General features: G+C 41.3%; 9 protein-coding genes and 1 pseudogene. 7 read left to right on the forward strand and 3 right to left on the reverse strand.

Going from position 1 to position 13,038, the window contains the following annotated elements:
- The first annotated feature begins 70 nt into the window (after positions 1-70).
- From hpsE (IQ257_RS02825) to IQ257_RS02850, 6 genes are all read left to right on the forward strand, one after another.
- Positions 71-1,072, forward strand: coding sequence for a hormogonium polysaccharide biosynthesis glycosyltransferase HpsE (gene hpsE, locus IQ257_RS02825; protein ID WP_193879157.1), 1,002 nt, complete (start codon positions 71-73; stop codon positions 1,070-1,072).
- Between the two features lie 13 nt (positions 1,073-1,085).
- On the forward strand, positions 1,086-2,054 hold the full coding sequence (gene hpsE / locus IQ257_RS02830; protein ID WP_193879160.1) for a hormogonium polysaccharide biosynthesis glycosyltransferase HpsE: 969 nt from the start codon (positions 1,086-1,088) through the stop codon (positions 2,052-2,054).
- Between the two features lie 62 nt (positions 2,055-2,116).
- A complete protein-coding gene (locus IQ257_RS02835) occupies positions 2,117-3,283 on the forward strand; it encodes a glycosyltransferase family 4 protein (RefSeq protein WP_193879174.1) in 1,167 nt (388 codons plus the stop codon).
- A gap of 47 nt (positions 3,284-3,330) precedes the next feature.
- A complete protein-coding gene (locus IQ257_RS02840; RefSeq protein WP_193879162.1) occupies positions 3,331-4,503 on the forward strand; it encodes a glycosyltransferase family 4 protein in 1,173 nt (390 codons plus the stop codon).
- A 14-nt stretch (positions 4,504-4,517) separates the two neighbouring features.
- On the forward strand, positions 4,518-5,747 hold the full coding sequence (locus tag IQ257_RS02845; protein ID WP_193879165.1) for a glycosyltransferase: 1,230 nt from the start codon (positions 4,518-4,520) through the stop codon (positions 5,745-5,747).
- A gap of 184 nt (positions 5,748-5,931) precedes the next feature.
- Positions 5,932-7,791 carry a hypothetical protein gene (locus IQ257_RS02850; protein ID WP_228060367.1) on the forward strand — a complete coding sequence of 620 codons (1,860 nt, stop codon included), beginning with the start codon at positions 5,932-5,934 and terminating at the stop codon, positions 7,789-7,791.
- Positions 7,792-7,861: 70 nt separating this feature from the next.
- Here IQ257_RS02850 and IQ257_RS02855 read toward each other — a convergent pair whose 3' ends face one another.
- The 3 genes from IQ257_RS02855 to IQ257_RS02865 form a co-directional block, all read right to left on the reverse strand.
- A complete protein-coding gene (locus IQ257_RS02855) occupies positions 7,862-9,583 on the reverse strand; it encodes a hypothetical protein (RefSeq protein ID WP_193879168.1) in 1,722 nt (573 codons plus the stop codon).
- A 290-nt stretch (positions 9,584-9,873) separates the two neighbouring features.
- On the reverse strand, positions 9,874-11,532 hold the full coding sequence (locus IQ257_RS02860) for an ArnT family glycosyltransferase (protein WP_228060368.1): 1,659 nt from the start codon (positions 11,530-11,532) through the stop codon (positions 9,874-9,876).
- 141 nt (positions 11,533-11,673) lie between these two features.
- The gene (locus tag IQ257_RS02865) at positions 11,674-12,369 is read right to left on the reverse strand and encodes a Crp/Fnr family transcriptional regulator (RefSeq protein WP_193879171.1); all 696 of its coding nucleotides are present in this window, start codon (positions 12,367-12,369) and stop codon (positions 11,674-11,676) included.
- 13 nt (positions 12,370-12,382) lie between these two features.
- On the opposite strand from IQ257_RS02865, the pseudogene IQ257_RS02870 reads away from it, so the two are divergent.
- Positions 12,383-13,038 (forward strand): annotated as a pseudogene (locus tag IQ257_RS02870) (hypothetical protein); the annotation flags it as partial.

Raw genomic sequence — 13,038 nt, forward strand, 5'->3', positions numbered from 1 at the left:
TTGAAAAAAGAAAGAAAATTTCTAGTAATATAGAAACAGAATTCCGTAGCAATGCAGCTAGACTAAAACTATGCCTGTAGATTTCACCGTCGCCATCTGCACATACAACGGCGCCCAGCGTTTGTCCAAAGTTTTAAATCAGCTACGTAATCAGGTTGAAACAGATGATATTCAATGGGAAGTGCTAGTCATTAACAATAATAGCACCGATCAGACAGAAAGAGTCGTTCTAGGCTATCAAAAGAGTTGGATTCAGACCTCTCCCTTAAGGTATAGTTTTGAACCTAAGCAAGGTCTAGCACTAGCGAGACAACGCGCTGTCGAAGAAGCACAAGGCAAATTTGTTGGATTCCTTGATGATGATAATATACCAAGTCCGAACTGGGTTGCATCTGCCTATAGTTTTGGTCAATCCCATCCAAAAGTGGGTGCTTATGGCAGTCGCATTGATGGTGAATTTGAAGTCAGTCCGCCAGAGAATTTCAGGCGAATTGCTTGTTTATTAGCACTCACAAATCGAGGAGCAGAAGCCCACTGCTATAAACCTCGTGAAAAAGTGCTTCCTCCAGGAGCTGGATTAGTTGTTCAAAAAAAAGCATGGATAGCAAATGTTCCGAAGTTTTGTTTTCTTCAAGGCAGAGTGGCAGGCTGTAAGCTTGCAGGAGAAGATCTGGAAGCCCTCTTATATATTCAAAAAGCTGGATGGGAAATTTGGTACAACCCAGAGATGCATGTTTATCATCAGATACCTCACTGGCGCTTGGAAAACAACTATTTGATAAAGATGTGTCGTGGCATTGGTTTGGGTCGTTACCATACTCGGAAGCTAAGTTTCAATCGTTGGCAGTGGTTTTTTGCTTTCCCCATGTATATAGTGAATGATATCCGCAAAATTATCGTTCATTTTCTCAAGCATCGTAAAACTCTTAAAAGCGACCTTGTTGCAGCTTGTGAAATGGAGCTGTATCTGAGTAGCCTAATCAGCCCGCTCTATTTCTTGAAAATCTACAGTCAGCTAAAAAGGAAACATTTTACGGAGTCAAAGACAAAGATTTACAGTCAGACAAACTAGCTACTTCAAATCTATGTCTGTAGATTTTACTGTGTCAATTTGTACCTACAATGGAGCAAATCGCGTACCTGAAGTTTTAGATAAACTCCAAAAGCAGACTGGTACAGAGAAGATTAAATGGGAAGTTATTGTCGTTGATAATAACAGCGATGATAATACGGCTTCCGTAGTCTTTGACTATGTCCAGTCCTGGCGAAAAGACTCTGAACTTAGATATGTGTTTGAAGGCAAACAAGGAGTTTCCTATGCCCGAAATCGGGCAGTAAAAGAAGCAAGAAGTAGAGAGCTAATTGGTTTCTTGGATGATGATAATCTCCCGGCTGAAAATTGGTTGGCTGAGGCGTATCGATTTGGTCAGGAGCATCCCCAAGCTGGAGCTTATGGTGGTGTCATTAATGCCAAATTGGATGAGCCACTTCCTTCTTATTTCGAGGAAGTGAAGGTATTTTTGGCGATTTCCAATCGCGGTTCTATTCCTTTCTGTTACGAGCGTTCGGCAAAACCTCGCAGAATTCCGGCTGCACCAGGTTCCGTCATCCGCAAGCAAGCTTGGCAAGACTGTGTTCCAGAAAAATTGTTATTACAAGGCAGGGATGAAAAAAACAAGACAATGCTGGGTGCCTGCGAAGATTTAGAAGTGATGTACCGCATCCAGAATGGTAACTGGGAAGTTTGGCATAACCCGAAGATGGAAATCTGGCATCACATTCCTGCAAAACGTCTCGAAAAGCAATATTTACTCGAAATTGCTCGTACCTCTGGCTTATCCAATCATGCCTTACGAATTGCTCGGCTTCATCAGTGGCAGCGGCCTGTCCTAGTTTTTCTCACGCCTTTGTATCTGCTCTCAGATAGTCGTAAAGTTTTAACCTATTATTTACAGCACCGACATAAGCTTACTGAAGATATTGGAACTGCTTGTGAGTTTGAATCAAAATTAGGTCAGTTACTCAGTCCGTTTGTTATGCATCAATGGCTCTAATTAGGAAATTAAGGCTGCGAGAAGTTAATCCCATAAATACCTTTAATTCAATTTGGAAGTATATGCACGTTATTGCATTAGAAAATGAGCCGTCTTCTTTTCGTGGTGGTCAAGAACTAAGCCTGCTGGATGTGTGTCGTGGCTTGGATCAGCAGGGACATAGTATCAGTTTACTTTATGAAAGAGAAGGAGATCTGCTGGAGCAGTTTGAAGAATTTTGCGTTCAAATGATAGAGGTTAGTGACTACAGAATTAATCGCAGTAAACCCCTTGTCTCTGTCTTAAAATTTTTGTCTGATATCCGAAAAGTTACCATATTTAAAAATAGCATTGTCTATAGCAATCATTACCATAATAGTTTATTCGGTTACACTTTGGCACTATCTAAAAATATTCCATTTGTTTGCCATATTCGCCTACCGCCGCCTAAAATAATTGGCTGGCAATGGACTATTAGTTTAAGGGGTGCTAATCAGTTAATCGCAGTTTCAAAGCAAACAAAGCTTGACTGGATTAAGAGAGGATTCAAAGAAAAAAAAATTGAAGTTGTATATAACTCAATTAATCTGGATAAGTTTAACCCTTTAGTTGGAATTTCTAAACTCAAAAAGGAATTGGATATACCAGAAGATACTCAAGTCATATCTTATGTAGGAAGACTCGATAGAGAAAAAGGCTTAGAAACACTGATTAAAGGCTTTGCTTTACTGCTGAAAAGTGGTAAGACAATTAGATTGTTGATTGTGGGAAAACCTTTACTGCAAGGCGAAACCTACAAGAGAGCATTAGAACAGCTATCAATTAGCTTAGGAGTGGAAAAGCACATAAACTTTCTTGGACACGTAACCAATCCTAATTCTCTCTATCAGATAAGCGATCTTACAGTCTTGCCCAGCTTACATTCTGAACCTTTTGGAAGAACAATTCTTGAGTCGATGGCTTGTGGAACTCCTGTAGCCGCTAGCCGAACAGGAGGAATTCCTGAAATTTTGACAGGAGAGTTCCAAATAGGGCTTTTTGAACCTGGGGATGAAAAAGATTTGTCTAATGTTTTAAATCGGATGCTGCATTGGAGAGATAGTAATCCTAAATTTAGCAATCAATGCCGAGAGTATGTTGTCCAAAATTTTAGTTTAGGTAGAACAATTGAAAGTGTTGAAAAATTGCTATTGGAAACGATCAAAAATAAAAATGCTATATACCAAAAGGATGGTTTATTTGTCGTGTAACCTCTAGAGAAAAGCTAATGATAATTTTAACTTATACGAAATAAATTATGAAAATAGCTTACCTTACTATCTACGATGTCTGGAATAAGGCAACCTGGCCCAAAACTCAGCCGGGACTCTGTCAGGCTGGCTATTACATAGCCAAAACGCTTGCAGCTCAGTCAGTATCTATGGATTACATCGGTCCTTTGAGCAAAAAGGAATCATTATTAACTCCAGCTAAGTGGAATTTATATCACCATTTCTTTAAAAAAGACTATTATCGTTGGGCAGAGCCACTCATTGTAAAAGATTACGCTTATCAGGCTTCTAGAAAATTATCGGAATTTGAATCAAGTCTAGTGTTGTGTCCAGAAAATGTAGTTCCTATTGCTTACCTTAAATGTAAACAACCTCTTGTTTTGTGGACTGATTCAACTCTGGGAGCATTAATAAACTTCTATCCTTATCTCAGTAATTTATGTAAAGAAACAACTAAAAATATCGAAAAAATGGAAAGAGCGGCTTTGAAGAATTGCAATTTAGCTATCTATACATCGGACTGGGCAGCTCAGACAGCCATTCAACTTTACGACATTGATGCTTCTAAAGTGAAAGTTATTCCTTGGGGAGCCAATTTAGAATGTAACAGAACGATTGATGATATTCAGAAAATAATTGAAACTCGAGACGGGAATTTATGTAAATTATTATTTTTGGGTGTTGATTGGATCAGAAAAGGAGGAAGTATCGCTTTTGAGGTTACTAAAAAATTGAATAAAATAGGGTTGAATACTGAGTTGATAGTGATTGGCTGTAAACCGATTATCAAGGCACCTATTCCAGACTTTGTTCGAGTTTTAGGATTTATTGACACCTCTACTAATGCAGGATTAAACAGAATAGAACAGTTGTTTGCGGAGTCCCACTTTCTGATTTTACCAACGATGGCTGACTGTACTCCCCACGTTTTGGCTGAAGCTAATTCTTTTGGGGTTCCCTGCTTGGCAACGAAAGTTGGTGGTATTTCAACCCTTATTAAGGATGATTTCAATGGAAAGACTTTTCCCCCGAATGCTAGTATTTCCGATTACTGTACCTATATTGTTTACCTGATGAATAATTACCGTGTATATAAACATCTGGCGCTATCGTCTTTTGAACAGTATCAATCTCACTTAAGCTGGTCTGTTGCAATACAGAAGCTTAAACAGTTGATGAGTGAGTTAGTGGAGTCATAAAAAATAAAGCTTTTATGAGAATAGCCTTTGTTGTCTGGAGCTTTCCAGCATTGTCAGAGACATTTATTTTAAATCAGATTACGGGTCTGATTGATCGGGGACACGAAGTTAATATCTATGCCAGGGACTCGGGAAATTCTTCCAAGGTGCATCCGAACGTAGAAAAATACCGCCTTCTTGATCGCACATACTATTACGGTGAAATACCAAAGAATCGACGTTTACGGTTGCTTAAAGGTGTGGGGTTACTGTGGTCAAATTTTTACAAAAACCCTTTAGTTTTGCTGCGATCGCTCAACGTTTATAAGTATGGTCAATCGGCATTTTCGTTGAGATTGCTGTATGCAATAATTCCGTTTTTGGGTAGAAAGCCTTACGACATCATTCATTGCCAGTTCGGGGAATTGGGACTCAATTGTATGTTATTTCGTAGCATCGGTCTTTCCCAGGCGAAACTAGTCACGTCATTTCGTGGCTACGACATCAGCGAGTATGTAAAAAGGTCTGGTGATGAGGTTTATAATCAACTCTTTGAACTCGGAGACTTTTTCCTACCGAACTGCGACTATTTCAAACACCTATTGCTCAAGTTAGGATGCGACGAAGGCAAACTTGCAGTGCTGCGGTCAGGCATTGATTGCGACCGATTTACCTTTACCCCCCGCTATCCACCTTGTGAAGGTTCAATTCGGATTGTCACGATTTCTCGTCTGGCAGAAAAAAAAGGAATAGAGTATGGCATTCGTGCGATCGCACGTTTAGCGAAGGCTAATCGAAACATTAAGTACGATATCGTTGGTGATGGACTTTTAAGAAAAAAACTACAGCAACTGATTCAGGAGTTGGATGTCAACGATGCCATCAAACTCCTCGGCTGGAAGCAGCAACCGGAGGTGATCGAAATTCTGAATCGTTCGCATATCTTTTTATCGCCAAATGTGACGGCAAAAGATGGTAATCAGGATGGTCCCCCTAATGTTTTGAAAGAAGCTATTGCGATGGGTTTGCCTGTCCTTAGCACTAAAGTTGGTGCTATTTCAGAAGTGGTTAAAGATGGGATTTCCGGTTTCTTAGTTCCCGAACGAGATATTGAAGCTTTAACCGAGAAATTAGAGAATTTGCTCGATTGCCCAGAAAATTGGTCTGAAATGGGTAGTGCAGGTCGTTCCTATATAGAAGCGCACTACGACATTAACGAATTAAATGAGCAGTTGCTTGAAATCTACGATAAAGTCTTGGTTTAGCGAAAGCCAATCTATCAGAAATATCATTGTTGTAGTTTTAGTCAATAACTAAACTTCATCTCCGCTGATCACAATGTTGTTTTCTTTACCTTTTGTGAGTCATGGTATTTAGTCAGTTGTACAAGAGTTCAAGTGTGTAAAGTATTTAAACATTCTCAAGTTTTTTACAAATAGAACTGTTGCCATGACGGAAACTAACCCAACCAAACCTTCAACAACTCCAATGGCTCAAACATCTAGTTCACTCTTCGTAACGCGCCTGCGTAAATTTTTCACAACTCCGACTGATAAGGGTTTCACTCCTCAACTAATTTTCTGGTTCAGTTTAAGCCTCACCTTTGCTGTCCTGTTCGGTCTTTTGGGGCTTAAAGAAGCCTTTAGTAGTGAGTATGTCATACAAGATGACGCGCAGCAGCACGTATTTTGGATGCAGCGATTCTTAGATCCAGAGTTGTTTCCTAATGATTTAATTGCTGATTATTATCAATCTGTAGCGCAGCCTGGCTATGCCGCCATTTATCGGCTGGCAGCAGTTGTGGGCATCGATCCAATTTCCTTTAGTAAACTCTTGCCCATAGTGCTGGGACTAATCGCGACGGGCTACTGCTTTGGTATTGCGATGCAAATTTTACCAGTACCAACGGCGGGCTTCATCGCCACATTACTGCTCAATCAAAATCTTTGGCTAAAAGATGATTTAGTCTCTGGAACAGCCAGAGCTTTCTTGTATCCACTGTTTCTGACATTTTTGTACTATTTGTTGCGACGCTCCCTCCTACCCTGTCTTGCCGCGATCGCACTTCTAGGACTGATTTATCCTACTCCTGTGCTGATTGGTTCCGGTATCTTAGTTTTGCGACTGTTGCGTTGGGAACAGGGACGACTTCGGCTTTCAAGGAAGCGCAGCGATTATCTCTTCTGCGCGGCTGGACTGGGAGTAGTTCTACTGGTGCTTTTACCCGTACTATTAGAATCCTCTGAATATGGTTCAACAATTACAGCAGCTCAAGCCAAAACCATGACAGAGTTCTCGGAAGAAGGACGAACTCGCTTCTTTGTCAATAATCCTATCGAATTTTGGTTCTATGCAGGTCGCAGTGGGCTTTTTCCACTCGAATGGTCAACATTGCCCTATTTTTATTTTCCCTTAATGCTGTGCATTGGGTTGTTATTGCCGCTGCTGCTATGCTATCCGTCCCGATTTCCTCTAGTCAGGCACATTAATCGTAATATCAACATCCTACCTCAAATTGCGTTGGCATCCCTCACTTTATTTCTCGCCGCCCACGCCCTGCTCTTTAAACTCTATCTGCCGAGTCGGTATACACAGTATAGTATACGAATTTTGATGGCTCTAACAGCCGGGATAGCACTGACCGTAATCTTGGATGGAATTTTCCACGCTTGCTCGCAAGGAACCCATCGTCGATTCGAGGTGAAACAGCTTTTAGCATTAGCATCAACAGGATTGTTAGGAGTTACACTCATTTCCTATCCGCTGGCTTTGAAATCGAAGGAAGGCTTTAGCATTATAGGGCCTCTTGCTTACAAAAGGGGTCAGTTTCCAGAACTCTACGAGTTCTTTCAAGAGCAACCTAAAGATATCCTCATTGCGTCCTTAGCAAGAGAGGCGAACCAATTACCCAGTTTTACCAAACGGTCAATATTAGTAAGCAGAGAACATTCTATCCCCTACCATACCGGATATTATGCTCAGATGCGCCAGCGGGCGATTGATTTAATCAATGCTCAGTACAGTCCGGATCTCAACCAAGTGAAGGGCTTTATTCAAAAGTATGGGGTCGATTTCTGGCTGCTGGATCGCGCTTACCTATTAACGCCTTATGTAAACAAGAATGAAGACGAAATAAACTCCACAGATATCTGGATTAGACAGTTTCCGGCTACAGCAGAGGCTCATTCTGGGAGCGAGCAGGGTATTGTCCCGGCTTTATCAAGTGTTGTGGAACGTTGTTCTGTCTTTGAGGCAGAGGAATTAGTTGTCCTAGCGGCAACTTGTATTATGGAAGCACCACGAGAATGACCGCTTTTCTAAGGAGCGTTACACACTGGGTATCAGCAATGGGGGGGCGTTTTTATGAATCTACTGCCCTCTATTTTTCCTCCTTGTTCTTAATCTCAAAGACGAAACGATCTTCTAAATGCCCGCGATTGGGGTCTGAGGGATTAGAGAGGAAGTTCCAACTCCATTGTTGGATTTCATAGTGCGTCACCTTTTCACCAGAAGCCGCCTTACGATTGTAGACAGAACCACTAACACTCAGAAACTTCTTACAAATATCGACCTTTTTAGGATCGAAGCAAAACTTCCTGGTGACTCGTTTGTAACGACCATTAGCCATTGCTCCAATCGCCCGATCAAGATGGGCTTTGGAGATGACGCCAGACTCGTAGTGGGCAAGCTCTTTATAGTAGGTAATATCTCCAGAAGTAGTGCTTGACTTTGAGTACATCTGCCAAGCCGTGAAGGGGTAGAATTCAACCCGATAGATCGAAATGAATAGTAGAAATAGAGTTAAGCTAGCAACGAGCAGAGGAGAGTATAAGCTTTGGGGAGGAGTTTTGACTGGAAGGGCAGCCGTTGATTCACTTTCCGGCGAGGTATTGATTGTGTGGAGTACTTTAGCTGAGTTGCGACTGGTATTAAGTCGTTGTGCAATCGCTTTGCGGATTTTGGTGAAGTCGAAAAAGATGAGCTGTAAGAGGATCAAATCGAAAAAGGCGACATTCTGTAATAAGAAGATACCGATATGCATCATCATCATGAGAATCGGAAAAATTCGGCGGGCTACGCGAGAGAACAGAACCGAGACATAGCCCAGTTCGCCGAAAAAGCCAACTATACCTAATAGGATAAACAGGATATCAGGGGCTAAAACCAGGTGCAGTCCTAATCCCCAGTCCACCCGTGCTGGGTTGAGGGCATCCTTGAAGATGATCTGTCTCATGTTGTCCGCATTCCACCAGAATAGCCCCCCGTTCAAGAGTTTACTCAAGCCCGCTGCCAGGTAAACTTGACCCATTACCACCCAACAAGCATACCGTGACCAGCCATAAACAGGCGAGTACTCGTCAGCATCAGGCACCGCTTTTCCTCGGAAAATCTTCCACAGACGATCAACAGACAACCCGTCACCGCAGGGCGTGAAGCTGAGTACAACTAGCAAGTAGAGCGGTACAATACCAGAGTGTCCAAAGTGTTCGTAGTGACGGATGATGCCACCAAACAGATAATAGCAAAATGCTCCCGCAGGAATTACAAACCGTGTCTGCCAACCAATCATTCCCAGGAACAGGAGTGATACTGTTAGCCATTTAAAAACCTGTAGCGCTGCCTGACTCTCAACAAATCTCTCAAAACCGATGGGAAGAGCGTAAAAAATATCCAGTGTTCCCATGAATACGCGCATCTCTTCGGGGAGTAGCGCACTACTGACGAGATCTTCCCACAGAGCGCTAGCAAGCAGGAACCCGCAGGTCAGAATCCTGATTGCACCAAGAGTTTCAGGGGTTGCTTGTCCCACAAATTTCTGGAAAAAAGTTCGGCTGGTTGTTACTAATGCAATTAAACCGAACCCTAGAAAAAACAATAGTCCAGCTTCGGTAAGAGAGTCTAGTCGCCACAGAAGCCTGTCAAGAGGTTTGTCTAAGCCAAGAATAATCTTATGGATAACTGACAGACTCTCACTGCTATAAGCCCCTTCAATGATGGGGCGAACAACCAGCTTGGCAAATGCAAGCCACAACAATCCCAGCACGGCTGCCCCCAAGCACAGCCAGAAGCGGAATTGGCGTGTTTTTTGGTATATCCTCATGAGAAATCCTTATCTAGGTCTTGCTTGAATTCTGCTGCAAAAGAGGACTAGTTTAATCCTGTATATCCCTCTTCTGTCAGATTCCGAAAAATGGGGGTCGAACCCTGATTCTTGCGTTAGGTGTAGTTGGCTGTAATGACGGAAATTCGTCAGAATTTCGGAAAATGACAGAAGTAGTGATATAGCGGTTCTCAATTATATGAGGTACAGTCCTATTCCCTACTCCCCACTCCCTACTCCCTGTCTTCATCAGGCCGTACCTCACAATCATGAGAAATGCTATAAGTGCTTCACGGAGTTTTTCTGTAAATCCTAATTTCTGGATTAATTTTATCTAAGTTCGTATCTTTATAGCTTAATTTTTCTTGGTGACGCAATAAATTCCACCTTGGTTTAGATTTATACTTTAGCACTAGTTTATAGCTATTTTTTTCATTATATAAGCTGGAAAACAATTGGTATCTTGATGTCCCTTTTTTAGATCGGCGAATGTCAAATGAGCTTGTAGTAACAACGTAGTCGGGGTTTAGTTGTAGTAAGTATGAATTACTGAGGGAAGGCGATTGCAAACTGACATACTTAAAATTTTGCAGTCTTGGTAAATACTCTTTATGACCAATACCTAAGACTAAAGCATCACCTCTTATATTCTGCTTCATCCATTTTTCTACATAGTATCTTGAATCTTGAGTCATTAAACTATTAATTGAAGCTGAATAAATAAATGTATAAATCAATAAAATACTAACAAAAATAGTTTTAATTTTAAAAAATTTTTGATTGCAAATTAAAAACATAAAAATAAAGTTTGCACCAAAAAATACAAGCACTATAGTTATAGGAAGTAGAAATCGATCGCGCACATAGGAGATAATGCCAATGTAAAATACATAGTAAGATAATGTCGGCACTAAACTACACAGCAATAAATAGTTTTTCTTGGGTTTTAGAAAAGCAATCAGCAGCCCTAAACTACCTACAATAAGAACAGGTAATCCCAAAGAATACATAAGAAGCTTAAGAGTTTGTCTAAATAATTGCAAGTATCCGATAATAGTTTTATCAAATTTTTTAGAAGCGTCTCCAGCTTGGCTGGTAAGTTCTAGGATATGTGCTATAAAACCCTCTAAATTGAATATTACATTTTGTAAAATAAAAAATAAGGTAACTGAAAGTAGCAAAGAAAAAATTATTTTTTTGTCAGTAAGAGAATGTACTATATTAGTTGTTATATTTTGTCTTTTTTGGTATAAATGATGAACTAAAACAATAAAAATAGGCGTCAGCAGGTAGAATCCATACGCCTGATCTTTTGTGCAAACTGATATAACAGCAGCGGTTGAAAATAATAAATAATCTCTCATTTTTTGATGTTTTAATATACGAAGATAAAACAGCAGAGATAAAACAAACCAAAACGTGAACGGTATTTCTAAGTTTGCTGTTTTAGAATAGTAAACAAAAGTGCAGTTTAAAGCCGTCATTAAAGCTGCCAAAATAGAGGTCTTTTTATCGTAAATTTCTAATCCACACAAATAAACAAGATAGACGATGGTAGTACTCATTACAACACTGACAAATCTTTCTATATAGAAAAGTACAGTGTAAGTGGGCAAGCTACTAACATCTACTACGTTCAGCCAATCTAAAATCAGAAATGGTGTATAGAAGATAGTAAGTACATAGTAATGAAAAGGCGGATACTTATAGTACCAGCCATTAGAGAAACCCTGCTCAATACCATCTAAAACCTGTGCAGGTATAATTTCATCAATTGCCCAGCCATGAAAACTTGGCAACCCCCAGCCAATTCCGCAAATATTGATAAAAAAACTTAAGCTCAATACTAGAACAATGGCAAAATTTAATTTCTTCTGGGATTCTATTAACTTTATCAACATAGGAACTTCTCTCTCAAACTCTAAGAAAGTCTTTGAAGCTACAATCATTTAAATTCTGGTTTCTCCTCTTAATATACCCTGCATACTATGGTAAAGCGAGCAGACACGAGCTATCTACCACCCTATTTGATTTGTGAGATGCCAGGGGTTCACATTCCCGACTTCTTAGACAAGTCCGGAATCTCGTCTTTAGCCATTTCCATCACGTTCTCCTGACTTCCCAGGCAAACAAATCAAATTATCCCCTCGGGTGCAAATCAATCCCGTTTGACGCAGCTTGCCCATCAAACGAGTAACCGTGACGCGAGTTGAACCAATGGCGCTGCCAATTTGCGAGTGAGTTAAAGGAAATGGTAAGCAATACCCGTTTGGTGTAGGTTGACCAAATTCTTCAATCAGTAGTGTTAGAAATCCTAATAGTCGGTCGATGGTTTTGCGCTGTCCCAAGGTACTCAGCCAAAGGAGTTTGCGTTGATGCTGGTAACGAAACGCTTCTAAAACCTCTCGACGGAAGTGGGGCCAGTTGTCTAAGTCGTGCCAGTACATCCAAAGAACCGACGTTTGATCGAGGTGGGAGTAAGCTGAAAGAGTAAAGGGTGAGTGTGCCACAATTTCAAAAGGCTGACCTGAACCAACGAAACCTAGAAATGCTTCCTCCGCTACTGAGTGTGACTTACTACACCCAGAATCCCTGGCACTGACTTGAGCCGTACCCACCAAACGAACGGCTCCCCGCTGGACTAGATACAGCAATCCAGCACGAGCGGGAATTCGCTCATCTTTAGTAAACATTCGATAACGATAGTGTTCCTGCGCCCAATCCAGAATCCGTTGCCAGGTTAAAAAGGGTCGAGATGCCTCTGATACGGAGGATGGTGAATGCATAAGCCTAAGCGTGATGAAAACGCTAGTTTTTCCTATATCTTACATGGAGTCAAAAGTAGCAAAACATACTTCTAACTACAGCTCGTTAAGTATTCATGGGTCGGGCAATTGTGCGGCAATCCAGCACCTGTTGCAGCAAAAACTCTCAGTAGCACTTCCTTCGTTACATCCTGGAAAAACGCCACTAACACTTAGACAGATTCCCCTGCGCCGCTTGTCCGATAACAGCAGCATACTGTACCGCTCTGCGATCGCTCTCCAACTTGCACCCCTGTTGCAACGAACCGCCCTCGATATTGCCAATCAACTAACCGCTACCCTGTTAAGCTTCAGTCAGAACAGTATCAGTCAATCTTATCTAGACTTCAAGGTTGACGTGATATCTCCCGGTTGGATTCAGTTTCGATTGAGCGATCGCGGTTTAGCTACTTGGTTACAGCAGTTAATTAAAATACCCTCCTTGCTCTCAAATCAGGGAAATTACTTAGATTGGGCATTTCAGGAAACAGGGGGAGTAGGGGATAACAGCAGAACCGTTCAAACTTGCAAAGATAGCGGCAATCTCTTTCCAATCCAGTATGTTCATGCCCGTTGTTGTTCACTCCTGCGCTTGGCTCATCGCCAGGGTGCGATCGCATTAAAAATAGATGGGGTGCAGGGGTGCAGGGG

It is taken from the genome of Coleofasciculus sp. LEGE 07092, from assembly GCF_015207375.1.
In the GTDB taxonomy this organism is placed as follows: domain Bacteria; phylum Cyanobacteriota; class Cyanobacteriia; order Cyanobacteriales; family Coleofasciculaceae; genus LEGE-07092.

What these genes read in the sequence shown, in the direction of transcription:
- hpsE (WP_193879157.1), top strand. Translation starts at nt 71, where the DNA reads ATGCCTGTAGATTTCACCGTCGCCATCTGCACATACAACGGCGCCCAG.
- hpsE (WP_193879160.1), top strand. Translation starts at nt 1,086, where the DNA reads ATGTCTGTAGATTTTACTGTGTCAATTTGTACCTACAATGGAGCAAAT.
- IQ257_RS02835 (WP_193879174.1), top strand. Translation starts at nt 2,117, where the DNA reads ATGCACGTTATTGCATTAGAAAATGAGCCGTCTTCTTTTCGTGGTGGT.
- IQ257_RS02840 (WP_193879162.1), top strand. Translation starts at nt 3,331, where the DNA reads ATGAAAATAGCTTACCTTACTATCTACGATGTCTGGAATAAGGCAACC.
- IQ257_RS02845 (WP_193879165.1), top strand. Translation starts at nt 4,518, where the DNA reads ATGAGAATAGCCTTTGTTGTCTGGAGCTTTCCAGCATTGTCAGAGACA.
- IQ257_RS02850 (WP_228060367.1), top strand. Translation starts at nt 5,932, where the DNA reads ATGACGGAAACTAACCCAACCAAACCTTCAACAACTCCAATGGCTCAA.
- IQ257_RS02855 (WP_193879168.1), bottom strand. Translation starts at nt 9,583, where the DNA reads ATGAGGATATACCAAAAAACACGCCAATTCCGCTTCTGGCTGTGCTTG.
- IQ257_RS02860 (WP_228060368.1), bottom strand. Translation starts at nt 11,532, where the DNA reads ATGATTGTAGCTTCAAAGACTTTCTTAGAGTTTGAGAGAGAAGTTCCT.
- IQ257_RS02865 (WP_193879171.1), bottom strand. Translation starts at nt 12,369, where the DNA reads ATGCATTCACCATCCTCCGTATCAGAGGCATCTCGACCCTTTTTAACC.